General features: G+C 48.0%; 21 protein-coding genes and 1 pseudogene. 18 read left to right on the top strand and 4 right to left on the bottom strand.

Annotated elements, in window-relative coordinates; all coding sequences use genetic code 11:
* Positions 1-544 precede the first annotated feature (544 nt).
* Positions 545-2605 carry an alpha-L-fucosidase gene (locus tag AB6805_RS12285; protein WP_370909717.1) on the bottom strand — a complete coding sequence of 687 codons (2061 nt, stop codon included), beginning with the start codon at positions 2603-2605 and terminating at the stop codon, positions 545-547.
* 319 nt (positions 2606-2924) lie between these two features.
* Here AB6805_RS12285 and AB6805_RS12280 point away from each other — a divergent pair, with 319 nt between their 5' ends.
* A complete protein-coding gene (locus AB6805_RS12280; protein WP_370909716.1) occupies positions 2925-4319 on the top strand; it encodes a Gfo/Idh/MocA family protein in 1395 nt (464 codons plus the stop codon).
* Between the two features lie 252 nt (positions 4320-4571).
* Here AB6805_RS12280 and galK read toward each other — a convergent pair whose 3' ends face one another.
* Both galK and AB6805_RS12270 read right to left on the bottom strand, forming a co-directional pair.
* Positions 4572-5717 (bottom strand): galactokinase, encoded by a 1146-nt coding sequence (galK, locus tag AB6805_RS12275; RefSeq protein ID WP_370909715.1) that lies wholly within the window; start codon positions 5715-5717, stop codon positions 4572-4574.
* A 109-nt stretch (positions 5718-5826) separates the two neighbouring features.
* On the bottom strand, positions 5827-7149 hold the full coding sequence (locus AB6805_RS12270; protein ID WP_370909714.1) for a sugar MFS transporter: 1323 nt from the start codon (positions 7147-7149) through the stop codon (positions 5827-5829).
* Between the two features lie 197 nt (positions 7150-7346).
* Between AB6805_RS12270 and AB6805_RS12265 the strand changes: the two genes are divergently transcribed.
* The 16 genes and pseudogenes from AB6805_RS12265 (at position 7347) to AB6805_RS12190 (ending at position 24542) form a co-directional block, all read left to right on the top strand.
* On the top strand, positions 7347-9263 hold the full coding sequence (locus AB6805_RS12265) for an MFS transporter (RefSeq protein ID WP_370909713.1): 1917 nt from the start codon (positions 7347-7349) through the stop codon (positions 9261-9263).
* Positions 9235-10200, top strand: a complete 966-nt coding sequence (locus AB6805_RS12260) for an ROK family protein (protein WP_370909712.1) — start codon at positions 9235-9237, stop codon at positions 10198-10200. Before AB6805_RS12265 ends, AB6805_RS12260 begins: the two co-directional genes overlap by 29 nt.
* A gap of 36 nt (positions 10201-10236) precedes the next feature.
* Entirely contained in the window at positions 10237-11292 is a 1056-nt protein-coding gene (locus AB6805_RS12255) for a N(4)-(beta-N-acetylglucosaminyl)-L-asparaginase (RefSeq protein WP_370909711.1), read from the top strand.
* A gap of 65 nt (positions 11293-11357) precedes the next feature.
* Positions 11358-12113 (top strand): copper homeostasis protein CutC, encoded by a 756-nt coding sequence (locus AB6805_RS12250; protein ID WP_370909710.1) that lies wholly within the window; start codon positions 11358-11360, stop codon positions 12111-12113.
* An 83-nt stretch (positions 12114-12196) separates the two neighbouring features.
* Positions 12197-13081 carry an alkaline phosphatase gene (locus AB6805_RS12245; RefSeq protein WP_370909709.1) on the top strand — a complete coding sequence of 295 codons (885 nt, stop codon included), beginning with the start codon at positions 12197-12199 and terminating at the stop codon, positions 13079-13081.
* A 7-nt stretch (positions 13082-13088) separates the two neighbouring features.
* Entirely contained in the window at positions 13089-13856 is a 768-nt protein-coding gene (locus tag AB6805_RS12240) for an endonuclease/exonuclease/phosphatase family protein (RefSeq protein ID WP_370909708.1), read from the top strand.
* 20 nt (positions 13857-13876) lie between these two features.
* Positions 13877-16171, top strand: a complete 2295-nt coding sequence (locus tag AB6805_RS12235) for a beta-N-acetylhexosaminidase (protein WP_370909707.1) — start codon at positions 13877-13879, stop codon at positions 16169-16171.
* Between the two features lie 234 nt (positions 16172-16405).
* A pseudogene (gene nagB / locus AB6805_RS12230) lies at positions 16406-18337 on the top strand (glucosamine-6-phosphate deaminase); the annotation flags it as partial.
* 56 nt (positions 18338-18393) lie between these two features.
* A complete protein-coding gene (locus AB6805_RS12225) occupies positions 18394-18825 on the top strand; it encodes a phosphohydrolase (protein WP_370909706.1) in 432 nt (143 codons plus the stop codon).
* A 63-nt stretch (positions 18826-18888) separates the two neighbouring features.
* A complete protein-coding gene (locus AB6805_RS12220) occupies positions 18889-19461 on the top strand; it encodes a hypothetical protein (protein WP_370909705.1) in 573 nt (190 codons plus the stop codon).
* A 26-nt stretch (positions 19462-19487) separates the two neighbouring features.
* On the top strand, positions 19488-19865 hold the full coding sequence (locus AB6805_RS12215) for a hypothetical protein (protein WP_370909704.1): 378 nt from the start codon (positions 19488-19490) through the stop codon (positions 19863-19865).
* 73 nt (positions 19866-19938) lie between these two features.
* Positions 19939-20778 carry a hypothetical protein gene (locus AB6805_RS12210; RefSeq protein ID WP_370909703.1) on the top strand — a complete coding sequence of 280 codons (840 nt, stop codon included), beginning with the start codon at positions 19939-19941 and terminating at the stop codon, positions 20776-20778.
* 93 nt (positions 20779-20871) lie between these two features.
* Positions 20872-21828, top strand: a complete 957-nt coding sequence (locus tag AB6805_RS12205; protein ID WP_370909702.1) for a YeiH family protein — start codon at positions 20872-20874, stop codon at positions 21826-21828.
* 114 nt (positions 21829-21942) lie between these two features.
* On the top strand, positions 21943-22824 hold the full coding sequence (locus AB6805_RS12200; protein WP_370909701.1) for a class I SAM-dependent methyltransferase: 882 nt from the start codon (positions 21943-21945) through the stop codon (positions 22822-22824).
* Between the two features lie 38 nt (positions 22825-22862).
* The gene (locus AB6805_RS12195) at positions 22863-23558 is read left to right on the top strand and encodes a type 1 glutamine amidotransferase (protein WP_370909700.1); all 696 of its coding nucleotides are present in this window, start codon (positions 22863-22865) and stop codon (positions 23556-23558) included.
* Between the two features lie 15 nt (positions 23559-23573).
* Positions 23574-24542, top strand: coding sequence for a YpdA family putative bacillithiol disulfide reductase (locus tag AB6805_RS12190; protein ID WP_370909699.1), 969 nt, complete (start codon positions 23574-23576; stop codon positions 24540-24542).
* A gap of 291 nt (positions 24543-24833) precedes the next feature.
* Here AB6805_RS12190 and murB read toward each other — a convergent pair whose 3' ends face one another.
* The gene (murB, locus tag AB6805_RS12185; protein ID WP_370909698.1) at positions 24834-25850 is read right to left on the bottom strand and encodes a UDP-N-acetylmuramate dehydrogenase; all 1017 of its coding nucleotides are present in this window, start codon (positions 25848-25850) and stop codon (positions 24834-24836) included.
* Positions 25851-25915: 65 nt separating this feature from the next.
* On the opposite strand from murB, the gene AB6805_RS12180 reads away from it, so the two are divergent.
* On the top strand, positions 25916-26578 hold the full coding sequence (locus tag AB6805_RS12180; protein ID WP_370909697.1) for an oxidoreductase: 663 nt from the start codon (positions 25916-25918) through the stop codon (positions 26576-26578).
* Positions 26579-26597 lie beyond the last annotated feature (19 nt).

Genomic DNA, 26597 nt, shown 5'->3' with positions numbered 1-26597 from the left:
GCGGGATGATATGCAGAAATGTTGGTATGAGTTGCGGTTTTTTCCAACTTCAGTTCAGCGTTAAATTGTTATAAATATTGTCTTTAGTTTTAGATTATCCGCAAAGTTATAACAATATCCTTTTAAATAGTCGAATTTTTTTTGGGTAGAGAAGAATTTTAACAAACGCGGAGGTTGTCTTTCTCGCTGATTACGCTGATTACACTGATTATAAGGATTTGATCATTTGGATTTTAAAGGATTTGGGGAGATATAAGCGGAGGTTGTCTTTCTCAGGATTACGCTGATTATACTGATTATAAGGATTGATCACTTGGATTTTTAAAGGATTTGGGGAGATAAAGCGGAGGTTGTCTTTCTCAGGATTACGCTGATTATACTGATTTTAATAAGAAATATATTTAATTATATAATAATATATATAGGGAGATAAAAATGGAATATCTAATTCTATCTCCCAAAATCTTAAAAAATCAAAAAAGTAAAAATCCAGCTAATCAGTATAATCAGTGTAATCCTGAGAAAGACAACCTCCGCTGCGCTGTTACCGGGTAATTACGCCCAACTCGGCAATTGCGGCCTGCGCCTGCTTTTCGTCTGCGGGCGAAGTGGCCACAAAGCGGATGTAGCGGGCATTAGTCTTTTTGAAAGCCACTGTTTGCTGTACCGGGTTGTTTTTGATATTGGCAAACTGACCGCTGGCGACAGGGCTGCCCCAGTTTTTGCCGTCGGTGCTGGTGTAAAATCCGTAACCATAAATAATACCTTCGCCAGTGGGCGGAGTGTAGGTAAATCCTTTCAGGGAAAGGGTTTCGCCCAGATCCACCTGCAACTCATGCGGGTATCCTTTATTGCCTGTCACATAGATAGTAGCGGTGTTGCCATCTATGGCTTTAGCAGGGTCATTGTCTTTGGTGGCCGCTTCCGGGGAAATTACTTTCCATTTGGCAGGAGCGATATCAAAGGTAGCGGTCACTGTTTCGCTGGCAGTTTTGCCGTTGTCCAGGAACGCTTTGGCGTGTACCACACCGCCCAAGGGCAGATTGATTGTTGTACTTTCTGCGGATATATACTTCGGCGACTTCACGGTAGGTTCGCTGCCATCCAGGGTGTAGTGAATATCGGTATCGCCGGATTCGCTGTGTATCCATACTTTTCCGTCGGCGGTACGGCCTATCTGTGGCAGGGTGAGCAATCCCGGCGCCTTATACAGCTGCACTTCGCTGATCACCGGCGCCGCCTTGGCATCCAGGATATTGATACGCACCTGGGTGGTGGTGTAATCTTTCAAACGCAGTATACGTTTGTGGCCGATGGTGGTTTCATTGGTAACCTGCTTCCAGGCGCCCTGCTCCAGCACCTCCACGTTGAAGGCTTTCACTCGCTGACCCAATGCAATGTATTCCTCCAGCACCAGCCTGTTGAACGTAATTGGTTGTTTATAGGTTAGCGTAATAGTGGTAGCAGTGGCATCGTCGGTGGTGGCCCAGTAGGTGGTGTTGGTGCCATCATTCAGGTGCGATACTTTCACCGCTTTATTGTTGCTGCGTGTATGGGTAGCTGTTACTACGGCCTGCTTTGCCAGGTTGGTTTTGAAAGACGCATCCAGCACACGGCGCAGCTCCATCAGGCGGGTGGAGTCGTTGGGGTGGATAAGACCATCGCGGTCGACCGGCACATTGAGGATCAGGTTACCGTTGCGGCCCACGGAGCCGTAATAGATATCGAGCAGGGAGGACACGGACTTCACCTTATCGTTTGTTTCCGGGCTATAAAACCATCCCGGCCGGATGGATACGTCGCATTCTGCTGGGATCCATTGTTCGCCGTCCTCATTACCTTCATTGAGTGATTTGGTGGCCGGGCCGTTGGCGCCCGGTGCAAAACCCTTTACGTTCAACGTGCTCCAGTTGGTGGTGCCGGCAATACCATTCTCATTGCCTACCCAGCGGCAGCCCGGGCCTACATCACTGAAGATGACTGCATTGGGCTGATTTTTATATACTACGCTATGGAACAGGTTCCAGTCGTACGGCTGTTTAATATTCCCTCCGTTGGCGCCATCGAACCACTGTTCAAATACAGGGCCGTAGCTGGAAAGCACTTCATTAAGTGTATTGGCAAACACCTGGTTGTAACCGGGCTTGCCATATTCAGGATGGTTGCGGTCCCAGGGAGAGAGGTACACGCCAAACTTCAGACCGTACTCTTTACAGGCGGCAGACAATTCTGCCAGCACATCTCCTTTGCCATCTTTCCAGGCGCTTTCGCGGACAGTGTGGGTGCTGTACTTGCTGGGCCACAGGCAAAAGCCATCATGGTGTTTGGCGGTGATCACAATTCCTTTCATACCGGCCGCTTTGGCGGTACGTGCCCACTGACGGGCATCCAGGTGGGTAGGATTGAATACTTTCGGATCTTCATCTCCATGTCCCCATTCTTTGTTGGTGAAAGTGTTTGGACCAAAATGAATGAACATGTAATATTCCATGTCATTCCAGGATACCTGCGCTTTGGAAGGCAGGGCGCCATAGGGCTTGATTTCCTGGGCCATTGCCATATTAAAGCCTAGCAGCCCCGCGAGGAGTAACGTGTTTTTCTTCATTGCCGGAAATAAAAGTTACAGATTACGATGTGAGCGAAGATATAGCAGATAATCAGAATCATTCAATCTCAAATTCCCTATTATTAATTCAATTTTAGCTTAAACCGGCCTTTGACACGAGGCTGATACTCCTTTGATACGCCTTTGAGGTGGACTTGATCCGCTTTTGCCCGTCTGTAGCGCGAAATAAGCCACAATTCTGCGCCGTTTATCACAAAAATGTAAGATTATTCCCTATTGGGTTGGTTTAGATAAATCAATTTTTATAAATTTAGTCCCTCCTAAGACGTATAATGTATACGCTGATAAACTTTGAACAATGAATAAAAATCCACTGCATCGCAGAAGTTTTCTGAAAAACACGGTAGCAGCTGGCGTAGGACTTTCTATGCTCGGCTCTTCTGCCAAATTATTTGCCAACGAAAAGAAACCAAAAGTTAGAATTGGTCTGATTGGTGTTGGCGCCCGCGGACTCGGTCACCTGAATTTCTGTCTCCATCGTGAAGATGCGGAAGTAGTTGCTTTCGCAGATCCTGACACCGCCTACACCCTCCCGAAGGTGCGTGCCATGATCGAAAAGGTATACGGCGGCAAAAGAAAAGTAGCTGAATACACGAATGGTCCGGAAGATTTCCGCAACATGCTGAAACGCGACGACATCGACGCAGTGATTATTGCTACTCCCTGGGAATGGCATTCTATCATGGCGGTGGCCTGTATGAAAGCAGGAAAAACACCGGCGGTGGAAGTTTGCGGCGCATCAGATATCCAGGAATGCTGGGAGCTGGTAAACACCAGTGAAGAAACCGGTATCCCCGTATTTGGTATGGAAAACGTATGTTACCGCAGGGATGTGATGGCGGTACTGAACATGGTACGCCAGGGTTTATTTGGTGAGCTTATCCACTTACAGGGTGGCTACCAGCATGATCTGCGTGGCGTTAAGTTTAACAACGGCAAGCAGTATTACGGCGGTGGTGTGGAATTCGGAGAAAAGGCGCTGTCAGAAGCCAAGTGGAGAACTAACCACTCTGTGCATCGCAACGGTGACCTGTACCCTTCCCATGGCCTGGGTCCTATCAACAACTATATCAATATTAACCGTGGTAACCGCTTATTGTCGCTGACATCCGTGGCTACCAAATCCCGTGGTCTGCATAAATACATTGTAGACAATGGCGGTGAAAACCATCCAAATGCAAAAGTAGAATTCAAACTGGGCGATATCGTGTCTACCCTGATCAAAACCAACAATGGTGAAACGATCATGCTGTCGCACGACACCAACTCCCCGCGTCCTTACTCACTGAACTTCCGTGTTCAGGGTACCAATGGCCTGTGGATGGATGACCAGGAATCTATTTACGTGGAAAAGAAAAGTAAATACGACGAGTGGGAAAAGACCGGCGACTTTAAAGACGCCAACAGCTACTTTGGAAAATACGACCACCCACTGTGGAAAAAGTATGCCAACGATGCCGCAGGCGCAGGTCATGGTGGCATGGACTGGTTTGTACTCAACTCTTTCCTGGAGTGTATCAAACGTGGCGCACCTTACCCGCTGGATGTATACGACATGGCTACCTGGTACGCTATCACCCCGCTGAGTGAGCAATCCGTGGCAGAAAGCGGCAGCGTGCAGTTCATTCCGGACTTCACCCGTGGCCGCTGGATGAACAGAACGCCGATCTTCGCACTGGACGACCAGTACTAAGCGGAGGAGCGCCTTCGGCGCAGCGGATTTTGTCTTGGCTCAGGATTACGCTGATTTTACTGATTAGCTGGATTTTTACTTTTGGATTTTTTTTGATTTTTTAGATTTTTTAATAATAATTAAGGGAGATAGAAGCGGATATATTCGCTTTTATCTCCCTTAATCCTTTATAAATCAAAAAGTAAAAATCCAGCTAATCAGTAAAATCAGCGTAATCCTGAGCCAAGACAAAATCCGCAGCGCCGGAGGCGCCTAGTCAATAATGGAAACCCCCTCTTCTATAATTGTTACATATACTTCCGGTTCCTTGCCATATTGATCCTGGTACCGGGATTTGATGAAGGAAACGTATTCATCTACCTTATCGGATTTTACGAGGTTGATGGTGCAACCACCAAAGCCTCCGCCCATTACGCGGGCGCCGGCCACTTCATTTCTTTCCCTGGCAAGCGATACGAGGAAGTCCAGTTCGGGGCAGCTTACTTCATAGAGTTTGCTCAGTCCTTCGTGGGTGGCATACATCAGTTCGCCGAACTGTTGCAGGTCGCCTTTCCTGAGCAGTGCGGTGGCATCCTGTACGCGTTGTATTTCAGCGATCACATAGTTACAGCGGTCGTATACTTTGGAAGAAAGCTGTGTACGTACTTCGTTGAGCATATTCATATCTGCATCGCGCAGGGATTTCACGGCAGGGTGATTTGCCTGGATAGCCTTTACTCCTTCCTCACACTGCTGCCTGCGTACATTATATTCCGAGGAGGCGAGTGAATGGTGTACCATGGAATTGCACAGCACTATTTTGTAATCGGGGAAGCTGAAAGGGAAATACTCAAATTCCAGGCTGCGGCAGTCGAGGCGCATTACCTGGTCTTTTTTACCATGCAGGTTTGCAAACTGGTCCATGATACCGCATTTTACGCCCGGGAAAGTATGTTCTGCTTTCTGGCCGATGAGGGCCATTTGCATGCGATCCAGTCCGTATGTGAAGATGTGGTCCAGTGCGGCTACGAGGCCACCTTCCACTGCCGCGGAGGAGGACATGCCTGCGCCTACGGGAATATCGCCGGCCAGTACACAGTCGAAACCCTGTACTGGTAGTCCGCGTTCCTGCAGCTGATACACTACCCCCATGAGATAGTTGATCCATCCGGGGGTTGGCTTTACCTCGTCCAGGCTGAACGACACGGTTTCGTTGGTAAAAACGGCGTGTACATTACATTGCTGTGTATTGTTGAGCGCGATGGCGTATACAATTTTTTTATCGATAGCTGCGGGTAAAACAAAACCATCATTATAATCTGTATGTTCACCGATCAGGTTGATTCGTCCGGGGGAAACGACCATCAGTGGCTCTTTTTCAAATAAGTGGATAAACTGCTCCCTGGTTTCTTGTATCATTAAAAGATTATTAAACGTAAAATTTACACCTAAAAATATAAAAATGATTGAGAATAAAAAAAGGTTGTTCCGAAAATCGGAACAACCTTTCAAAAAATATCAGGAGTAGTTAATTCTTGCCTACTTTATCGCCTACCAGGGCATAAAACAGGATGTACAGGTAGCAGGGCACCATGCAGTACAGGAATGCGTGTCTGAAATCGATGCTGCTGCTGTAAAGGAAGCTGAACATGCTGTGCTGGTCGAACATACCGCTGTAGATCTGCGGGATTACGCCACCACCGGCGATACCCATTACCAGTAAGGCGGAGCCAATTTTGGTGAAGCGTCCGAGTCCGTCGATTGCCATTGGGAAAATGGCGGGCCACATGAGCGCGTTTGCCAGTCCGAGTAAAGCGATGAATGTTACCGCGGAGACGCCGGTAGTGAAATAGGCGGCTGCAGTAAACAGTACGCCCAGTATAGCGGAGATCTGTAATCCTTTTTTACCGGTGAGGTATTTCGGGATGGTAGCGATACCTATTACATAACCTGCCAGCATGGCTACAAGGGTAAAGGTGGTGAAGTACTTGGTATCATCCACACTCATGCCGAGGGCTTTTCCGTACTGACCGATTACGTCGCCGGCCATTACTTCCACGCCTACATATACAAAGATGCAGAGTACGCCCAGTAACAGCTGAGGGAACTGGAATATGCTTGTTTTACCGGTGGTAGCTGCTGCGGTGGCAGCATCTTCCGAATTGGTATCTATTTCCGGTAAAGAAGAACGTTTCAGGAGAAACGCCAGTATAGTTAATATGATGGCGATAGCTACATAGGGTCCGATTACGCGGGAAGCCAGGCTATCGAGTAAAGCATTTTTCTGAACTGCATCTACCGCAGCAGCGATATCTTTTTCCAGCTTGTCGGCTCCTTTCAGTACAATAGAGCTGAGGATCAATGGGGCCAGGGCGCCTGCACTTTTATTACAGATACCGAGGATACTGATACGTTTGGCCGCACTTTCCTTTGGTCCGATGATGCTGGCATAAGGGTTGGAAGCGGTTTGCAGCAATGATAATCCCGCACCCTGGATGAACAGGCCGGTGAGGAACATGGCAAAGCTGCGTGCGTTGGCGGCAGGAATAAACACCAGGGAGCCGATGGCTATGATGAGGAGTCCTAAGGCCATCCCATTCTTGAAACCTGTTTTGTTCAGGATAAAGGAAGAAGGAATAGAGAGGAAGAAGTAGGCCATATAAAAGGCCATGGTTACCAGCAGCGCCTGGGAAACGTTCAGTTCACATACGATCTGGAAAAACTGGATCAGTGTTCCATTGAGCCAGGTAACAAACCCGAATACGAAAAACAATATGCCGATGATGGCCATTGATTGCGCATACCCGGCCTGTTTGGAAGGGACTTTCATTGTTACTGTTTGGTTGGACATAAGCTGTCAGAATTATTTTTTTTGATAAACACGAACATAATTAAACTTCTCTTATATTTCTTGTATATTTCGCAATTATTTTTGCTAAAACGTTTTACCCAATCACTAAATTGCAAGAATATTTTGACTTTTTAAAAAATTTTAAAAAAATAATTATACATTTAACCGGCAAAATTTCACCGTAACTTAACACGTTTATGACTGAGCAATCAAAACAAAACGCACAAAGCACCCATCCTTCGTTCTTTGTGCTTATTCTGGTTTTCTTTTTCTGGGGATTTCTGGCTGCTTCCAACAGTATCTTTATCCCGTTTTGCAAATCTCACTTTAACCTTACCCAGCTGGAGTCACAGCTGATCGACTTCTCTTTTTACAGTGCCTATTTTATAGGTTCGCTGATCCTATACCTGGCTTCCACCGCAAGAAAAGTGGATATCCTCAACAAGATCGGGTACAAGAAGGGTATTATTTACGGGTTGCTGATTTCGGTGCTTGGCTCCGTGATTATGATTCCATGTGTGAATAAGGAAAAGATTGTTCCTATTAAAGAAACCATTGCTGACATCAGCGGTTTCCAGGTAGAGCAGCAGTTACAGACTTCCGACAGGCAGGTGAAGATCCGCCGTGAGAAAGACCCCGACACTTATTCGCTCCTGATCAGCAGCAATGAATCCGCTGAAAAGTACACCACGAATCCGCAGTTAATTTCCGCAGTTTCCGGTGGTTTTACAAAAGATGACGAGCATAAACAATATGCTGCCAGTTTCACAAAAGCCAACCTGGAAAAGATAATTACGGTACTGGATACAGATTATAAACAAACTGTTACGTTCGGATATTTTGCCCTTATCCTCATGGCTTTATTTATTGTGGCCTTAGGATTTTCACTGCAACAAACCGCTGCCAATCCATTTGCTATTTTATTGGGAGATCCTGCCAAAGGTACACACCGCCTGAATCTCGCGGGAGGTATCAACTCCTTTGGTACTACCATCGGACCCATTATCGTGAGCATGTTGCTGTTTGGTAATATTAAAGGCGGCGAAGTAAGTACGGATATCAGCAAGATCAATACTTTATATTTCCTGCTTATTGCATTGTTCCTGATTGCGGCTGCTATTTTTGCTTTTGTGAAGATGCCGGAAAGCCAGGACACAGAAGGTTTTGAATCTTCGCCCAAGGCTACGAAGTCATTACTGGCTATCACATTTATGTTCATACTGATCCTCCTGGGACTGGTGCTGAAATTTGAATTGCCCATGTTCATTGCCGGTATTGTGGGTATTATCGGTATCCTCTTCTATACCAAGATGGCATCTGCCAACAATAGTGAAGGCTGGGGTGCGATGAAGTATCCGCAGCTGATCCTGGGTATGCTGGCCATCTTTATATATGTGGGTGTGGAAGTATCCATTGCCAGTAATCTCGGCGCGTTGCTGAAGCATCCTGGTTTCCTCACTGTAAAAGGTTTGGCAGAATCAGAACTGGATCCTTATGTATCGCTGTTCTGGGGAAGTATGATGATTGGCCGCTGGACCGGCGCGATCAGCGTATTTAACGTATCTAAAACCACCCGTAATATTCTCTGTGTAATTGTTCCTTTTGTGGCTTATGGTGTTATTCTCGGCGCCAACAGCATCAAGGGCAATGATATCAGTGTTTTATATCCATATGTCATCTGTATAGTGGTACAGATCATTGGCTTCTTTGCCGGCCAGGACAAACCTGCCAAAACCCTCACCATCTTTGGTTTGCTGGGTGTTGGTTCTGTTCTGATCGGGTTATTTACCACCGGTCAGCTGGCTACATTTGCATTTATCAGCGGCGGATTATTCTGCTCTGTGATGTGGCCAAGCATTTTCGCATTATCTATCGCAGGCCTGGGTAAATATACCGGTCAGGGTTCTGCGTTCCTGGTAATGATGATCCTCGGTGGCTCGCTCATTCCTCCTGTACAGGGCGGTCTGGCAGACATTGCAAGCATTGGTATCCACGCCTCTTATGTTATTCCGGCGCTGTGCTTTGCTTATCTCGCGTTCTTCGCATTTAGAGTTAAAACCATTTTAAAATCTCAAGGAATTGATTATGAGTCAGCAGTTAGCGGTGGGCATTGATATCGGGGGTACTAACACCAAATTTGGTATTGTAGACCGCAGGGGTAATATTATATGTGATGGTCGGATGTTAACCAATCAGCACGAAGATGTAACCGGCTTCCTGGATGAATTGCACGAACACCTGTCCGCGCTTATTGAACAAGCGGGAGGCATCGAAAACATGAAAGGTATCGGGGTAGGCGCTCCTAATGGCAACTACTACACCGGCAATATAGAATATGCGCCCAACCTGCGCTGGAAAGGCGTAGTACCGCTGGCCAGTTTGCTGGAGCAGAAATTCGGTTTGCCCACCGTACTCACCAACGACGCCAATGCGGCAGCTTTGGGAGAACTGATTTATGGTGCTGCCAGGGGTATGAAAGACTTTATCGTGATCACCCTGGGTACAGGTGTAGGAAGCGGCATTGTAGCCAACGGGCAGCTGATTTATGGTCATGATGGTTTTGCCGGAGAGCTGGGTCACTGTATCGTGATCCCTGGCGGCAGGCTGCATGCCGGTACCGGAGCACATGGTTCGCTGGAAGCGTATGCTTCTGCCACCGGCGTTACCAATACCGCCATAGAATTCCTGGCTAACCGCCCGGATACACCCAGCATCATGCGGGAGCATACCAACGAAGAAATCAATTCCAAGCTCATCTACGAAGCAGCCATGGAAGGCGATCCGCTTGCCAGGGAAGTATATGAGTTCACCGGTAAAATACTCGGTGAAGCCCTCGCCAATTTCGTGATGTTCTCCAGCCCCGAAGCCATTGTGCTGTTCGGCGGCTTAACCAAAGCCGGAGACCTCATCATGAAACCGGTACGGGAGCATATGGAGAAGAACCTGCTTCCTATTTTCCAGAATAAGGTTAAATTGCTGTTCTCTGAACTGAAAGAAAGCGATGCAGCCATTCTGGGCGCCAGTGCGCTGGCATGGGAAATGAAAGACTAGCTTTCAGCGGAAGCAGAAAAGTATAAAATGCTTTATATGAGTAATAGAAGATCATTCCTGAAAACAGCGGCCCTCAGCGCCGCTGTTTTCTCTTTGGACGGAGTAACGGGAACGCCTGCACGTTCACAGGGAAAACGCGGACCGGTAAAAGGAAAGCCGATTGTGGTATCTACGTGGGACTTTGGCCGTGCAGCCAATGCTGCTGCGTGGGAGGTCCTGAAGAAAGGTGGCCGCGCACTGGATGCTGTGGAAGCAGGCGTAAAGATCCCGGAAGCAGATCCCAACAACCACACCGTTGGTTTCTCCGGTTACCCCGACCGAGACGGCCGTGTTACGCTCGACGCCTGTATCATGGATGAACATGGTAACTGCGGCTCTGTAGGCGCGCTGGAACATGTAACCCACGCTATTTCTGTGGCCCGCCTGGTGATGGAAAAAACGCCGCATGTGATGCTGGTTGGCGATGGCGCATTACAGTTTGCACTGGCCAATGGCTTCCAGAAGGAGAACCTGCTGACGCCTGAATCAGAAAAAGCATGGAAAGAATGGCTGAAAACATCGGAATATAAACCTATTATCAACATAGAAAACAAATCGTACACACCCACCAATGGCGCCACCGCGTTTAATCCGCTGATGCTGCCGGGGAATGTATACAACCACGATACAATAGGCATGGTGGCAATGGACGCCGACGGCAACCTGTCCGGCGCCTGCACTACCAGCGGCATGGCCTTTAAACTACATGGCCGCCTGGGCGATTCTCCCATCATTGGCGCAGGATTATATGTAGACAATGAAATTGGCGCTGCTACCAGCACCGGTGTTGGAGAAGAAGTAATCAAAATAGTCGGCAGCCACCTGGTGGTGGAACTGATGCGTCAGGGATATCCGCCGGAAAAGGCCTGTAAAGAAGCGGTAGACCGTATTGTGAAAAGAAGTCCTTCCAAAGCAAAAGAAATCCAGGTTGGTTTCCTGGCCCTCAATAAAAAAGGAGAGCATGGCGCTTATTGCCTCCAGAAAGGCTTTAGCTATGCGGTGTGCACCAGTGATACCAGCAATGTGTTAATTGACGGGAAACATCATTTTTAGCAGGCAGGGATTAACCGTTGTGGCTGATCCCTGTACTGGTACCTCATTTTCAAAAGCTATTTTTTATGTCTTTCACCCTCGAAATATGTGCGGGATCAGTAGCATCCTGCATTGCAGCGGAAGAAGGCGGCGCAAACCGGATAGAACTGTGTGACAACCTGCTGGAAGGCGGTACTACGCCCAGCTATGGTACCATTGCGCTGGCCAGGGAAAAAGTAAAAATAGACCTCTACCCTATTATCCGCCCGCGTGGTGGCGATTTCCTTTACTCCGACCTGGAGTTTGAAGTAATGAAACGCGATATTGAGCTGAGCAAGCAACTGGGCTGCAACGGTGTGGTTATTGGTATCCTCCTGCCTGATGGCCGGGTAGATAAACAACGGTGCAAAATACTTGTTGACCTGGCATGGCCGATGGGCGTTACGTTTCACCGCGCCTTTGACATGACAGACAACCCGTTTGAAGCCCTCGAAGATATTATTTCTATCGGCTGTGAACGGATCCTTACTTCCGGTGCGCGCAATACTGCGCTGGAAGGCGCGTCCCTATTGAAAGAGCTGGTGGAAAGGGCGAGCGACCGCATCGCTATTATGGCCGGTTCCGGTGTTCGTGCCAGCAATATTGCCCAGCTGATTACAGCTACCGGTGTTACGGAATATCATACTTCCGCAAAAGCCTATGAAGAAAGCGGGATGATCTATCGCAATCCCAATGTGAGCATGGGCGGCATTCCCGGCGTTCCTGAGTATGGCATCTCTGCCACACAGAAAAAAGAAGTAACATTAATACGTGAAATAGGCGAGAAAACATTACTATCTTAGTCGCTCTGTTTAGCTAAAGATTTATTGAAAACCCATTATTAATTGCAGGCTGACGTGTGTTAGCCTAAAAGTGAACAACGAAAATGAAAAAACTGATCATTGCAACAGGTTTGTTGCTTGGCGGATTCTTCGCGCAGGCACAGATCAAAGGGGTAAAGCATGTTATCCTGATAGGCATGGATGGCTTCGGCGCTTACTGCTTTCCGAAAGTGGACAACCCCAATATGAAACAAATGATGCAGGACGGTGCGTGGACCTTACAGGCCCGCAGTGTATTGCCTTCCTCAAGTGCGGTTAACTGGGCTTCTATGGTGATGGGCGCCGGTCCTGAAGTACACGGTTATACAGAATGGGACAGCCGGAAACCGGAACTGCCTTCCCGCGAGCTGGATCAGTATGGTATGTTTCCATCTATATACACGATTTTACGTGAGCAAAAACCAAAGGCAGAGATAGGCGTTATTTACAGCTGGGAGGGTATCGGTTATTTGTTTCCGAAAGCAGCGGTCAACAAGGAGCTTGGCACACACGACAACGACAGCCTCGCTACTACGGCGGCTGTAGCATATATCAAAGAAAAGAAACCTGACTTCCTGTTCATCCATTTTGATGAACCCGATGGAACCGGGCATAATATTGGTCATAATATACAGTCTTACTTCGACCAGGTAGCAAAGAATGATGTGTTGCTCGGAAAAATTCTGCAGGCAGTGAAAGATGCGGGGATGTGGGATAATACCATCATCCTGCTGACAGCCGATCATGGCGGCATCAAGAAAGGACATGGCGGCAAAACGATGGAAGAAATGCAGATTCCCTGGATCATCCGTGGCCCTGGTGTGGCAAAAAATAAAGAGATCAAAAGCAGCGTGGTGACCTACGATACCGCTGCTACTCTTGCCTGGATCTTTGGGTTGAAAACACCGCAGGTGTGGACCGGAAGGCCAGTGACGGAAGCGTTCAAATGATATGGATATGAAAAAAATGCTGCTTTTTACGGTGGTATGTTTTGCAGGTTGTACCCTTTTTGCGCAAACACAAAAAGTAAAGGTGCTCACCTACAACATTCATCACGGGGAAAACATGAAACAGGTACTGGATCTTCAGGGAATTGCCAATGTAATACTGGCTACTAATCCCGATCTGGTGGCGTTGCAGGAAGTAGACAGCGTTACCGGCCGCACCAGCCAGAGTGATCAGCTGAAAGAACTGGCTTCCATCACCGGCATGTACACTTATTTTGCCAAATCAATGGATTTTGATGGCGGCGGTTACGGCACCGGCATTCTATCCCGTTTCCCTATCAGCAGTAATACTACCGTGATGTTACCTTCTGCAAAAGGCAATGAACCCAGGGCTGCCGGTATTGTTACCGTTCAACTGCCGGGAGATAGTTCACTGCAGTTTGTGACCACTCACCTGGATGCAGGCAGAAAGGCTACCGACCGTATTGCCCAGGCAAATGCACTGGCAGACTATTTCAGGGCCACAGCTACTCCGGTGATTATTGCCGGCGATTTCAACGCCCTGCCGGCCTCAAAGGAACTAAAAGTGCTGAAACAGGTATTTACGGATGCCAGCAGCCTGATGGGACCAACCTTTCCTTCCGATTCGCCGACAATAAAACTGGACTATATCATGATTGCTCCCAAACAACGGTGGACGATCACCGGCGCACGTGTCATTGAAGAAACAGTAGCATCCGATCATCGCCCGGTGTTGTGCGAACTTGAAATGAAATAAGAGAAAAAACAATCCATTATATGACAATGAAAAGAGTAATTCACCTGTGCTTACTGATGGCAGCAGCAGGACTGTGGAGTTGTACCACTCAGCAGCCCTCCGCGCCCAAAGGCAGTGTGAGCATCATTCCTATGCCTGCCAGTGTCAGCGAAACAGCTGATTCTTTTTTACTGGACAAGCAAACGGTGATTGTTGCCAATAATGAAAGCGACAAAAAAACAGCCGCTTTATTTAATGCCTGGCTCAAAGAACTGACGGGGTATGAACTGGCGGTAAAAGACCAGGGAGATAAAAATGCGATCCTGTTACAGACCGGCAATGACAGTGCTAATGCAGAAGGCTATACGCTTACTGCGACTCACAACAACATTACCATTAAAGGCAACAGCGGCGCCGGCACTTTTTATGGCGTACAGACGCTGATCCAGTTACTGCCGCTGGAAAAAGCGCGCGCTATGTTTGTACCAGGCGTGAATATTACCGATGCACCGCGTTTCGCTTACCGCGGGCTGCACCTGGATGTGGGCCGCCATTTTTTTTCTGTTGATTTTATTAAGAAGTACATCGACCTGATGGCGATGCACAAACTGAATACGTTTCACTGGCACCTGACAGAAGACCAGGGCTGGCGTATTGAAATCAAGAAATATCCGCGCCTGCAGGAAGTAGCTTCCAAAAGAAAAGAAACCATGGCCGGCCGGTATGCCGATAATAAATACGATGGCAAGCCTTATGGGGGCTATTATACACAGGAGCAGGTGAAAGAAGTAGTGCAATATGCTACCGATCATTTCATCACGGTGATTCCTGAAATTGAAATGCCGGGTCATTCGCTGGCAGCGCTTACCGCATATCCCAACCTGGGTTGCACCGGCGGCCCGTATGAAGTAGGCACCCGCTGGGGCGTGTACGATGATGTATACTGCGCCGGTAACGACAGCGTTTATCTTTTCCTACAGGATGTACTGGATGAAGTGATGGCGTTGTTCCCTAGTAAATATATTCACATCGGCGGAGATGAATCTCCCAAAGTACGCTGGGAAAAATGCCCTAAATGCCAGGCGCGCATGAAGCAGGAAGGTTTGAAAGATGAGCATGCTTTACAGAGCTATTTCATTCAGCGGATGGAGAAATACCTGAACAGCAAAGGACGGCAGATCATCGGCTGGGATGAAATCCTGGAAGGCGGTTTGGCCCCCAACGCTACCGTGATGAGCTGGAGAGGCATCGAAGGCGGCATTGCAGCAGCCAAACAAAAGCACGATGTGATTATGACGCCGGGCGAATTCTGCTACTTTGACCACTACCAATCCAAAGGCACGAATGAACCGCTGGCAATAGGCGGATTCCTGCCGGTAAGCCAGGTATATTCCTACGAACCCATACCCGCAGAGCTGAGCAGCGAGGAAGCCAAATACATTAAAGGTGCACAGGCCAACGTATGGACAGAATACATCAACAATACCAACTACCTGGAATACATGGTATACCCGCGTGCAGCTGCATTATCAGAAGTGTTGTGGTCGCCCAAGGATAAACGCAACTACGACAACTTCGTGGACCGTTTAAAAGTACATGTAAAAAGGCTGGACCTGAAGAAGGTAAATTATGCCAAACATGTTTTTGAAGTTACCGGTAAAGTAACCGATAATGGTAAAGGCGGAGTAGCAGTGGTATTGAATACAAAACTGGATGGCGGTAAAATATTTTTCACCACCGATAGTACTGCCCCTACCCCTCAGGCGACTCCTTATACAGCGCCTGTACAAATTACCCGCAGCGGCACGCTCCGGGCGCAGGTATTCCTGGAGGGCAAACCTTTTGGCAACGAATACAGTCAGACGTTCGTGTTTCACAAAGGACTGGCTAAAAAGGTAAGCATGGCTTCCGCAGCAGATGCTGCTCACCGTCCTGCTACCACCTTTACGCTGGTAAATGGAGTGGAAGGCAATGCTGCTTATAACGACAACGAGTGGTTTGGCTTTAAAGGAACGGATATGGAAGCAGTAGTGGAGCTGGACAGTGTGCAGGATATTCGCCTGGTAGGCATTAATACGATCAATGTGAAGGGCGACTGGATCTACCCACCGAAGCAGGTAGTGTTTTCTGTATCTGACGATGGTAAAACATTTAAGGAAGTGTACAAGCAAAACACCTTTGCGCAGCAGGGCATCAATAAGATCAGAGGCCATTTGCAGGCTGTTCGCGGCCGCTTTGTAAAGGTGCAGATGCAGAACTTTGGTAAGATCCCTACCGGTGCAGCAGGAGCAGGCAACGGCGCATGGTTGTTTGCAGATGAACTTATTATAGACTAAAATCGAAAACCGTCCCGGCAAATGCGGAACGGTTTTCATTTTATGACTCCTACACCAAAATATATGATACGGCCTTCAACCGCTGTATGCAAACATATTAACGAGATCAAATATTAAATGGTTTATTACAGGCTAAAAGAAATATAATTTAAATATTGCTAAATAATAATGCGCGTTAGCAGTAAATTCTTTAATTTTCCGGCTCGTTTTTAAACCGCATCTAATCAAAAACGTTTACAAATGACGATTAATCATCAGGAAATCGAACTGATCGACAGCTTTGAACAAATTGCTGTGGAAATTCATCCTTCTGCCAAAGAAGGTTCCAAAGCAGTAGCACAGGAAATTGCCGCGCTGATCCGCGAAAGGCAGGCTGCCGGCCAAAAATGTATTTTAGGACTGGCCACCGGCTCTACTCCTAAATATCTGTACGCAGAATTGGTACGTCTGCACAAAGAAGAAGGACTCAGCTTTAAAAACGTCATCACCTTTAACCTGGATGAATATTATCCTATAGAGCCGGATGCTTTACAGAGCTATAACCGCTTTATGAAAGAGCACCTGTTCAATCATGTTGATATCCCTGAAGGCCAGTACAACATTCCGGATGGTACTATTCCAAAGGACCAGATCAAGAAATATTGTGAGGCTTACGACAAACGTATTGAAGAATTAGGCGGTATCGATATCCAGGTGCTGGGTATTGGCAACAACGGCCACATTGGTTTTAACGAACCAGGCGCCAATATTAATTCACACACCCGTCTCGTTACACTGGACAACAGCACCCGTTTGGCCAATGCGTACGAGTTTCCGAATATGAGCCAGGTACCCCGTCTGGCTATCACCATGGGTCTCAGCAGCATCTTTAAGGCAAAGCGTATCATACTGATGGCGTGGGGTTCCCATAAATCCAAAATTGTTCGCCGTTCTGTAGAAGGACACAGTACCGACCAGGTGCCTGCTTCCCTGCTGCAACAGCATGCAAACTGCAAGTTTGTGATTGACGAACAGGCGGCCGCGGAACTGACCCGTTTCAACGAACCATGGCTTACCGGCGATTGCGAATGGACACCTGGTCTGATCCGCAAAGCAGTGACCAGCCTGGCGCTGAAGCTGAACAAGCCTATCCTGATGCTCACCGACAAGGACTATAACGAAAACGGTTTGAACGACCTGATCGTGCAATATGGTTCTGCCTATGAGCTGAATATCGAAGAGTTTAACGCCATCCGTGATACCATTACCGGCTGGCCTGGCGGCAAGCCTGGTCCGCAGTTGCCGAATCACCCGGAGCGTTCAGAACCCGCTAAAAAGCGCGCACTGATCTTCTCTCCGCATCCCGATGATGACATCATTTCTATGGGCGGTACTTTCATCCGCCTGCATGAGCAGGGCCACGATGTACATGTAGCTTACCAGACTTCCGGCAACATTGCCGTAACAGATGAGTTCCTGCTGCGTTTCATCGACTTTGCCGTAGGCTTTGAAGGTATGTTCGATATTGATAAAAGCAAAAGCTCCCTGATCCTGGATGAGGCGAAAGCATTCATCCGCACCAAGAAGCCAAGCCAGAAAGATACCCCTGAGATCCGCGCTATCAAAGGTTTGATCCGCCGTTGCGAAGCAAAAGCTACCTGCCGTTACGTAGGTATTGCGGAAGAAAACGCCCACTTCATGAACCTGCCTTTCTATGAAACCGGTTTGGTGGAAAAGAAACCCATGGGACCGGAAGACGTGGCGCTGACCGTAGAACTGCTTCGTAAACTGAAGCCTCAACAGATTTTCTGCGCCGGCGACCTTGCCGATCCGCATGGAACGCATAAGGTGTGCCTGGATGTGATCTTTGCCGCACTGGAAATTGTAAAAACAGAAGACTGGGCGAAAGATTGCTGGGTATGGCTGTATAAAGGCGCATGGCAGGAGTGGGAGGTACATGAAATTGAAATGGCTGTTCCAATGAGTCCTGACCAGGTAATGCAGAAGCGTTTGGGTATCTTCATTCACCAGAGTCAGAAAGATGTGGTGCCTTTCCAGGGAACCGATCTCCGCGAATTCTGGCAGCGTGCGGAGGACCGTAACGCCAACACGGCCGACCTGTACGACCGCCTGGGTTTACAGAAGTATGCCGCCATGGAAGCATTTGTACGTTATCATTTTATGTAAATAAATCATAATTTTAGGGGACTGTGATAACCATCGCAGTCCCTTTATTTTTTTATATGAATCTGAGCAGAGCCATAGAAATAGCCACCACCGCGCATAAAGACCAGGTGGATAAATACGGACAGCCTTATATAGGGCATGTATTCCGGGTAATGCAAATGGGCCGTACCGAAGATGAAAAGATAGTGGGTGTGCTGCATGATGTGGTAGAAGACACCGACTGGACTTTTGAAGACCTTGAAAAAGAAGGCCTGGCCCCTCACCTGCTGGCCGCCCTTTACTGTGTGACCAAACTGGATGAAGACGAAGACTACAACCACTTCGTAGACCGTACCCTCCAGAACCGGTTGGCCTGTATGGTTAAACTCAACGACCTGACGGATAACATGGATATCAGGCGTATGACCGATGTAAAGGAAAAAGATATTGCCCGCCTGAACAAATACCTGCACGCTTACCGCCGGATAGCGGCCGCCGTTATCCAGTAGAATATTTTTTCAACGCCTTCCGATTAAACTATTAAATTACAGTAGAAAACAGAATAGCCATCAATGGAAAACGATATCCTCATTGACTTTAGGTTCGCTGCAAAAGAGAAGCCCAGGTTCGGTGAATTATTCTTAATTACAGGAGAAGAGAATCCTAAATTTCCGGCCAGGAACAAAGCATTCGCACAACTGGCCCCATTGGGTTTTGAACAACTCGATGATTTTTTTGGTATCCTTAACAGCGAAGAATCAGGCGACGACGTACTGATATGGCTTTTCCCCATGATCAACGGGGAAGAAGTATTTCATAACAGCGGCCCGTTCGACGCTATACGGCTATCTTACAGCGCATTACGCAATGCTCCCGCAACTATCACTTTACTGCAGGATTGCTTCAATGCCCTCCAGGCTTTACCTGAGGTAGAAGTTGAATTTGAAGGATCCCCTATTACCGACTTTAGCCCCGTGCAAAAGAAAGCAGACGAGATTGTGGCTCACTGGCGGGAAAACCATATAGAACCCGGCTCAGAACAAAGTTTACTGATTGACGATGATGATGCAGACGATGACTGGGAAGAGGATGAAGACTGGGAAGAAGATGACGAATGGGAGGAAGAAGCTGGGGATAAAAAATAAAATAACCTGATTTACGCCAACGGATCATGAAAAAACAAGCCAACAAAAAAGGTACCACCGCATTATTGCTGGTGGCCTCTTTAATACTGGTATTGCTTATTTCCGGTATTCCCTCTGCCCGTAAGGCTGATAAAAAGAATTGCACGCCAACCACCGGGGTGGTCAAAGAAATTAAAGCGGGTCCTCCTGGCATTATTATTCACCTGAAGCAGGATCCCAGGATCTATTACATCTCCCCTAAAACCAATACCCACCTATCTTTAAAAACACTGGAAAAAGAACTGACGGGTAAAACCATACAACTTTATACTGCGCAGGACTGGTCGCCGCTGGATCCGTTTTCCACCATGAAACAGGTTCACCGGCTGCAGATAGGCGACACCGTTATATTCACGGAATTCTAGGCCTAATCTTTGTGCAGATGCCATGCGGGTGGAAGCCGGAGTCCTTCCATCCGCGTAAAACAGTAACTTTCATATGCATCTCAATAAATATTTATCCTGCCTCTCACTGGCAGTATTACTGGTATCGTGCAACCTGAATAACAAACCAAGTAAATACGATAACGAAGAAAACGCCGCCAAAAACAATAAGAAAACTGCTACTACCACTGCTGCCAAACCAGCACGCAGCAAGGCTCCCATTGTTGGCGAAAGAATCAATGGCGCTGCTACCATACTGAATAATCCAGGCGGAGAACCACTGGTTACCCTCGTGGATTATATCCCGTTACGTTGTGCGCCGGTGAAAAAAGACTGGTACCCGGTAAGCGTAGATTTTGATATTACGAAGGAAGAATACAGCAAACCCATTTTTCACAAGGGCCGCAAAATAAAAGTAAACGGCGTGGATGCAGGCGTACTGCAACGCGATATCAAACTGCCCGTAGCCACCAACGGGGAAAAGATGTGGGCTACCATTGACGGATATACGCAAAAGAAAAGTATCCGTAGCGGCACTATCATTGAATCTGCTTTAAGCAGCTACCTGAAGCAACATACCGGTCGCAGTACCGCCGATATGGAATCCTTTATCCACAATTTCAAACTGGAAGAAGAAACCACTCTCAAGCCCTACCTGCTGTATTTCAACTATGAAAGCGGTATCGATGATCCCAGCCCGTTGTATCGCCTGGCCCTTGTTTTCCAGGGGAAACAGCTGATAGGCGTACTGCACTCCCGGCCCATTCAACTCGATGGCGGCACTCCGCGCAGGTTGCAACGTGGCTTTACGGTGAACTACCTCAGTGGCATCGATAAAAGCCTGAAAGAAGATTTCGCCGTGAAGTTTAATAAGTTCATTCTTTCTGTTGATTGATCCCATAACTTTTGGTTATCACCTATCACATATAGACATTTGACTTCCGCGGCAGCGATACGGACCTTTGTATCCAATTACAAACGTTCGTGTATGCAACAAGAGAAGACAATAGCCACCTGGCTGCCGGAGAACACGCAGAAAATCATATTCCTTACCGCAGCGGCCATTACGCTGTTGCCCGTAGTAACCCCACCGGTGGCACTGTTGCTGGGATTTGCCCTGGCGCAAACCAGCGGTAACCCTTTCACTGCGGTAACTCCGCGCATTACGCACTGGTTGTTGCAGCTGTCGATAATCGGAATGGGCTTTGGCATGAATGTACACAGCGCGCTGAAAGCCGGCAGTGAAGGTTTTCTTTTTACGGTTACTGCCATTGCAGGCACCCTGTTAACCGGGGCGGTGTTGGGTAAGCTGCTGGGCATCGATAAAAAAACCGCCCATCTTATTTCCTGCGGCACCGCCATCTGCGGTGGCAGCGCTATTGCCGCCATTGCCCCGGTAATGAAAGCCGGTGAGAAACAGATATCTGTTGCGCTGGGAATCATCTTCCTGCTAAATGCACTCGCTCTTTTTATTTTTCCCGCAGTAGGCCACGGATTACATTTATCCCAGCAACAGTTTGGGCTGTGGAGCGCCATCGCCATTCATGATACCAGCTCCGTGATAGGCGCTGCCAGCAAATACGGCGAAGAGGCCCTCCAGGTAGCCACCACAGTGAAGCTGTCGCGCGCCCTCTGGATTGTTCCCGTGGCATTTATGACCACCGGGTTGTTTAAAACAGGTGCAGGTAACATAAAGATCCCGTGGTTTATTGCGGTGTTCATTGCTGCCATGCTGCTGAATACCTGGGTTCCGCTGTTCCAGCAGGCAGGCCCCTTCCTGGTAAAAAGCGCTAAAACGGGGTTGTCGCTCACCCTTTTTCTGATAGGCACCAATCTCAGCCGCGAGGCATTGCGGGGAATCGGGCGTAAACCATTGATTCACGGGGTAGTACTATGGGTATTGATCAGTACCGGTACCTTACTGGCCATCTGCTGCCTGGCCTGATACCGGGGAAAACCCCGTGATAACCCAATTATCATTTTTACATATATTTGATCATCGAGCATTTGTGATACTGGCAGCATTTATCATAATAACCAAGATGACTACACGTAATTTATGAGCCGGTCCCCAGCCACAAAATCCGGCACCTATATGGCTGCATTCCGGGCAATAGAAAGTACGAAACCTGAGAAAGAGCGTTTGTTGTATGATCCGTTTGCCAGTGCATTCCTGTCAAAATTCTATCAGATCTTACTGGCAGGTTGCACCATCGCTTTCATCCGGAGAATAGTGACAGCCTGCATCCAGTTCCGCTGGCCTGGTAGCTTCACTGCGGCTGTTGCCAGAACAAGGCTGATCGACGACATGATCCTGCATGCGGTAAGATCGCAGGGCATTAACCAGGTGATCATCCTCAATGCTACTTTTGATACCAGGGCGCACCGCCTTAACGTAGGTGTACCACTCCATTATGTAGAAATGGATCATCCATCGCTCCAGTATACAAAGAAGAAAATACTGTCTGACCTGGTAGGACTACCAACCATTCACGTGGATTATGTGCAGCTGGATTTAAACACGCAGCAGATCTCGGAAGTATTCCCGGAACTCTTCTACGGGGCGCATTACAAAACATTGTTCCTCTGGGAAGGAATCACCACCAAGCAGGAAGCCAAACAAGCGGAAACGATTTTCCATCATGTGAAAAATTTTAGTCCGGGTACACAGATCATCTTTACCTATGTAGAAAAAGCAGTACTGGAAAACCCCTCGGCATTCTATGGATTTGTGCGTATCAACAAGCTGCTGAGCCGCGCCGGTGAGAACTGGGACTTCGGTATCCGCCCGGAAGAATTGTATGCCTTCCTGGAGTTACATCACCTGAAGCTGCACTATGACGGCGGCGGCGGGGATTACCGCGCAAAATATTTCGGAGAAAAGAGTAAGCAGATGAAAGGCTACGAATATTTAAGGGTAGTAAGAGCAGAAGTGAAATAGCAGCCGTATCTTCGGTGCATCATTTTAGCGTTCTGCATATGCATATTCACTACTTTCAACATGTGCCTTTTGAAGGATTAAGCTGCATCGCCGACTGGGCCAACCGTCATCAACACCAGGTAACTTATACCCGCTGGTATGAAAACACCGATACCAGTGCCGTTGCGGAGGCCGACTGGCTCATCATCATGGGCGGACCGATGGGCGTATACGAACAGGATCATCATCCGTGGATGACTACAGAAATAGCCCTTATCCGGGATGCTATCCAACAAAATAAAAAAGTATTGGGCATCTGCCTGGGATCACAACTGATTGCTGCGGCGCTTGGTGCTAACGTATACCCGCACACGCAGCCGGAAATCGGCTGGTTCCCGCTGGACCTGAGCTTTCAGGGCCAGGCGGCTCCACTGGAAACAGTGCTGCCGCATCACTTTAACACCTTTCATTTTCACGGCGATACCTTTGATGTGCCGGCAGGCGCAACCCGCTTCGCGGCGTCCGCAGCTTGCAGTCACCAGGCATTCATTTACGGCGACCGCGTAATTGGCCTCCAGTTTCATATGGAATTAACGGCAGAAAGTTTGCAGGAAATGATCCTGCACGGCGCCGGCGCCATTGCAGCCGGTGGACCGTTTGTGCAAAATGAAGAAAAAATCCGCCAGCATATGAACCTGCTGACGCAAAATACTGAAAACATGTACCGCCTGCTGGATTATATGGCAGCGCTGTAAATAAAATATGATTGTATGACTGCTGCGTTTGACGTATTGATTATCGGCGGAGGACCTATTGGTCTTGCCTGCGGACTGGAAGCTAAAAAAGCGGGGCTTAGTTACATCATCCTCGAAAAAGGCTGTGTGGTGAACTCCCTCTACAACTACCCGCTGTACATGACTTTTTTCTCTACCTCCGAGCGGCTGGAAATTGGCAACGTTCCCTTTGTGTCTATCAATCCGAAGCCTACCCGGCCGGAAGCCCTGGAATATTACAGGAGGGTAGCCACTTCACATGAACTGAACATAAAACTGTTTGAAGAAGTGGAGCAGGTAACACCTAACGCCAACGAATATACGGTTACGACCAGAAAGAGTATGTATCATGCGCGGCACGTAGTTATTGCTACCGGCTTTTATGACATTCCCAACCTCCTGAACATACCCGGCGAAGATCTTCCTAAAGTAACACACTATTACAAAGACCCTCACTTCTACGCCACACAGGATGTAGTAGTGATAGGCGCTCATAACTCCGCCGTAGATGCTGCCCTGGAAACTTACCGTAAAGGCGCCCGCGTAACCATGGTGATCCGTCAGGAAGACATTGGCTCCCGCGTAAAATACTGGGTACGGCCGGATATTGAAAACCGCATCAAAGAAGGATCTATTAAAGCATGGTTTAATTCTTCACTTACCGCCATCCGGGATAAGGAAGTGGATATCGCCACCCCTGATGGTCCTCTTACCATTGCCAATGATTTTGTGATCGCTATGACTGGCTACCAGCCTAATTTCAGCCTGCTGCAAAAGGCAGGCATTGCGCTGTCTGATGACAATCTCAAACTCCCCACATACAACCCTATCACCATGGAAACCAATATGCCGCGCATCTACCTGGCCGGCGTGGTTTGCGGGGGGATGAATACCCACGTGTGGTTCATCGAAAACTCGCGGGATCATGCGGAGAAGATTATGGCGCATGTGCGTGCGAATGCGTAGAGCGGAGGGCGCCTTCGGCGCTGGTAAATTGTCTTGGAGCAGGATTACGCTGATTATACTGATTGGCTTGATTTTGATTATGTTTGATTTTACTTTTTTGATTTTATTTTGATTTTTATTTGATTTTATTTAAGATTTAAAAAATAGATAAGGGAGATACATGCGGATCTATTCGCTTATATCTCCCTTCATTCTTTATAAAAATCAAAAAAGTAAAAATCAAGCCAATCAGTATAATCAGCGTAATCCTGCTCCAAGACAATTTACCAGCGCCGAAGGCGCTCCTCCGCATCAAACAATGTTCACCTCGCGCTCCAGTTCCACTCCGAACTTGGCCTTTACGCTGTCCAGTACCTGTTGGGACAGGTGGTAAATATCAGCGCCTTGGGCGTGGCCGTAATTTACGAGTACCAATGCCTGGCGGGCGTGTACGCCTGCATCGCCGCTGCGGTATCCTTTCCAGCCGCATTGCTCGATGAGCCAGCCGGCGGCCAGTTTGAAATGGTTGTCTGCTACGGGGTAGGCTACCATGGCGGGAAATTCGGCGTGCAGCTTTTCGTATTCCGCTTTGGTGATGGTTGGGTTTTTAAAGAAGCTGCCTGCATTACCTATTTCGGCGGGATTGGGCAGTTTGGAAGAACGGATGTTTATCACTGCCTGGCTGATGGCCTGGATAGACAGCTCCTGCACATTCATCCGCTGGAGTTCCTCATTGATAGCGCCGTAGCTGGTATTGAAATGCGGCTGTTTGCTTAACCGGTAGGTAACGGATAAAATAGCAAACTGGTTTTTATATTCTTTTTTAAAGATGCTTTCGCGGTAACCAAAATGGCAATCGGCATTGTTGAAGGTAACGATGCTGTGGTCCTTCAGGTGGAGCGCTTCCAGCTCATGAAATACATCTTTTATTTCCACGCCATAAGCGCCGATATTTTGCATGGGGCTGGCGCCTACGTTACCTGGTATCAGGGAAAGGTTTTCCAGGCCGGCGAGGTTTTGCGCGATGCAATGCTGCACAAACCCGTGCCAGTTCTCTCCTGCGCCTGCTTTCACATATACGTAGTCGTTATCTTCCCCGGTAACGGTGATGCCTTTGATCTCGTTTTTCAGCAGCCAGCCATTGAAGTCCTGTGTGAACAGGATGTTGCTGCCACCACCCAGGATCATCCGGGGCAGGCCATCGCTCTGCGGTTGTTCCGTGAATGACTTCAGCTCTTCTGCTGAGGAAAAGGACGCGAAATAACGTGCAGTGGCGTTGATACCAAAAGTATTATATGATTTGAGCAGAACATTTTCTGATACCTGCATAATAACTTAAATTTATGGTGAGCAAAGATAGCCGCAAATCATTTAGAAATCATAAATCCAGTTTCATGAATAAAACGGCGATTGTAATAGGCGCAACAGGACTCACAGGCACGCACCTGGTGGCGGCCCTGCTGCATGACCCGGCCTTCAGCAAAGTAAAGGTGCTGGTCCGGCAGCCCTGGGCTCACGACCGGCCGAAACTGGAAAGCATTATTGCAGACTTTGAATCGGATGAGAGCCTGGCGGCAGCGTTGCAGGGAGATGTTCTTTTTTGCTGTATCGGTACCACCATCAAAAAGGCAGGCAGCCAGGAAAATTTCAGGGCGGTGGATTACGGCATTCCCGTAAAATGCGCCAGGATCGCCAAACAGCAAGGCGTCACACAATTCCTCCTGATGTCGTCCATTGGCGCCAATCCACACTCCCGCAACTTTTACCTGCGCACCAAAGGAGCAACCGAAGAAGCCATTCAACAGGTGGGTTTCTACAGTGTTAATATCTTCCGTCCTTCGGTACTGATCGGACAGCGGAAAGAATTCAGGTTAGGCGAATGGATCAGCAGATATCTTATCCAGCTTTTTTATTTTTTATTACAGGGAAGATGGAAAAAATACCGGGGCATCAAAGCGGCAACCGTTGCCAATGCCATGATCATAGCAGCAAAAGAGAATGATGAAGGTGTGAGCATCTTTGAATCAGATGCTATCCAGAGCATGGGCGAGTCGTGAAAATCCGGAATTTGAGTCT

This window comes from Chitinophaga sp. RCC_12 (assembly GCF_041360695.1).
GTDB lineage: Bacteria > Bacteroidota > Bacteroidia > Chitinophagales > Chitinophagaceae > Chitinophaga.
The sequence above is the reverse complement of the archived record's forward strand: the minus strand, read 5'-3'. Positions and strand labels throughout refer to the sequence as shown.

Bases quoted from the DNA above. Each gene is read 5' to 3' on its own strand.
- AB6805_RS12285 (WP_370909717.1), bottom strand. From the start codon at position 2,605: ATGAAGAAAAACACGTTACTCCTCGCGGGGCTGCTAGGCTTTAATATG.
- AB6805_RS12280 (WP_370909716.1), top strand. From the start codon at position 2,925: ATGAATAAAAATCCACTGCATCGCAGAAGTTTTCTGAAAAACACGGTA.
- galK (WP_370909715.1), bottom strand. From the start codon at position 5,717: ATGATACAAGAAACCAGGGAGCAGTTTATCCACTTATTTGAAAAAGAG.
- AB6805_RS12270 (WP_370909714.1), bottom strand. From the start codon at position 7,149: ATGTCCAACCAAACAGTAACAATGAAAGTCCCTTCCAAACAGGCCGGG.
- AB6805_RS12265 (WP_370909713.1), top strand. From the start codon at position 7,347: ATGACTGAGCAATCAAAACAAAACGCACAAAGCACCCATCCTTCGTTC.
- AB6805_RS12260 (WP_370909712.1), top strand. From the start codon at position 9,235: ATGAGTCAGCAGTTAGCGGTGGGCATTGATATCGGGGGTACTAACACC.
- AB6805_RS12255 (WP_370909711.1), top strand. From the start codon at position 10,237: ATGAGTAATAGAAGATCATTCCTGAAAACAGCGGCCCTCAGCGCCGCT.
- AB6805_RS12250 (WP_370909710.1), top strand. From the start codon at position 11,358: ATGTCTTTCACCCTCGAAATATGTGCGGGATCAGTAGCATCCTGCATT.
- AB6805_RS12245 (WP_370909709.1), top strand. From the start codon at position 12,197: ATGAAAAAACTGATCATTGCAACAGGTTTGTTGCTTGGCGGATTCTTC.
- AB6805_RS12240 (WP_370909708.1), top strand. From the start codon at position 13,089: ATGAAAAAAATGCTGCTTTTTACGGTGGTATGTTTTGCAGGTTGTACC.
- AB6805_RS12235 (WP_370909707.1), top strand. From the start codon at position 13,877: ATGACAATGAAAAGAGTAATTCACCTGTGCTTACTGATGGCAGCAGCA.
- AB6805_RS12225 (WP_370909706.1), top strand. From the start codon at position 18,394: ATGAATCTGAGCAGAGCCATAGAAATAGCCACCACCGCGCATAAAGAC.
- AB6805_RS12220 (WP_370909705.1), top strand. From the start codon at position 18,889: ATGGAAAACGATATCCTCATTGACTTTAGGTTCGCTGCAAAAGAGAAG.
- AB6805_RS12215 (WP_370909704.1), top strand. From the start codon at position 19,488: ATGAAAAAACAAGCCAACAAAAAAGGTACCACCGCATTATTGCTGGTG.
- AB6805_RS12210 (WP_370909703.1), top strand. From the start codon at position 19,939: ATGCATCTCAATAAATATTTATCCTGCCTCTCACTGGCAGTATTACTG.
- AB6805_RS12205 (WP_370909702.1), top strand. From the start codon at position 20,872: ATGCAACAAGAGAAGACAATAGCCACCTGGCTGCCGGAGAACACGCAG.
- AB6805_RS12200 (WP_370909701.1), top strand. From the start codon at position 21,943: ATGAGCCGGTCCCCAGCCACAAAATCCGGCACCTATATGGCTGCATTC.
- AB6805_RS12195 (WP_370909700.1), top strand. From the start codon at position 22,863: ATGCATATTCACTACTTTCAACATGTGCCTTTTGAAGGATTAAGCTGC.
- AB6805_RS12190 (WP_370909699.1), top strand. From the start codon at position 23,574: ATGACTGCTGCGTTTGACGTATTGATTATCGGCGGAGGACCTATTGGT.
- murB (WP_370909698.1), bottom strand. From the start codon at position 25,850: ATGCAGGTATCAGAAAATGTTCTGCTCAAATCATATAATACTTTTGGT.
- AB6805_RS12180 (WP_370909697.1), top strand. From the start codon at position 25,916: ATGAATAAAACGGCGATTGTAATAGGCGCAACAGGACTCACAGGCACG.